The organism is Pseudomonas sp. (genome assembly GCF_037994325.1).
Lineage (GTDB): Bacteria > Pseudomonadota > Gammaproteobacteria > Pseudomonadales > Pseudomonadaceae > Aquipseudomonas.
In genome coordinates, this window is record NZ_JBBNAH010000548.1 from 1 (window position 1) to 1,041 (window position 1,041).

General features: G+C 58.9%; 2 protein-coding genes. Both read left to right on the forward strand.

Annotated features, from left to right (window positions below; genetic code table 11):
- Nucleotides 1-117 (forward strand): hypothetical protein (locus AAAB16_RS18310; protein ID WP_340664611.1); only part of this gene is annotated, 117 nt, incomplete at its 5' end.
- Between the two features lie 428 nt (nt 118-545).
- On the forward strand, nt 546-815 hold the full coding sequence (locus AAAB16_RS18315) for a hypothetical protein (protein WP_340664610.1): 270 nt from the start codon (nt 546-548) through the stop codon (nt 813-815).
- Nucleotides 816-1,041: the final 226 nt, after the last annotated feature.

Here is a 1,041-nt window from a genome sequence, read left to right on the forward strand (position 1 = left end):
TCGTTTAACCCCTGGCACGCGTTGCCGGAACATCGGCCGTTGGGTGGGATTAATCGATTGCGTAAAGCGGTATACGAGGCGGTAAGTGCTTACCGGCATGAGCGCAACCAGCAATAACGCGTCGCACCCTGCCCTCACCCCCAACCCCTCTCCCGCAAGCGGGAGAGGGGAGCCTACCGAGTTCCGTTGTGGGCTAACTCGCTCGCTGCCCAATTCCTTTGACCGCTTATGCGCCGCACCTGCCCTCACCCCCAGCCCCTCTCCCGCAAGCGGTAGAGGGGAGCCAACCGAGTTCCGTTGTGGGCTAACTCGCTAGCTGCCCAATCCCCTCGCCCGCTTGCGGGAGAGGGTGCCCGAAGGGCGGGTGAGGGGCTTTTGATCAAAAAAACCTGCCGCCTTTATCAGTTTTGCGACTTTTTTATTCTTTTCAGCGACTTTGTTGTGACTCCTGAGTCAGGTGCAGCCTCAACACCCTGAAGGCCACAGTAGCGAAGACTCGCTCCAGCGGCCGCTTACTGTTTGGGACCCATCGGAGAAACAACCCCATGAACACCCCGCTCCGTGTTAACGAAGCTTTGTTGATCGCTCATCGTGCATTTCAACCGTTCCAATGCGTCGCCTGGGCGCCACAAGATGGCACTGGCGAACTGAATTTTTCTGTAGTCGACCGCACCAATACCCGTCTACTGGGCCGCACCCAAGTGTCCGCCAGCGCGTTCACCGACCCAGCCAAACTGGAAAGCCTGCTACAACAATCGCGGGCTGAATTGAACCAGCAAGGTTACGACCTTGAGCCATGGCAGATGAGCGCTTAAGCGCGCTACCAGCCACACCCCTGCGGGCAGCCTTCGAGCTGCCCGCAGTCGTTTCTGCCGCGCCAATTGCCGCGCAAATACTCCGAACCTAACTCCCCGCCCCGCCGTCTACTTTTCATCACCAGACAGGCAGGACGTCTCCCATGTTTCCCCCCCTGAGCCACACGCCATGACCGCCTTTGATTGGCAGCGGATGCTGATCGACAAATTGCCGGTGTCGTTTCTG

Excerpts from the sequence above, each read along its gene's own strand:
- AAAB16_RS18315 (WP_340664610.1), top strand. The coding sequence starts at position 546 with ATGAACACCCCGCTCCGTGTTAACGAAGCTTTGTTGATCGCTCATCGT.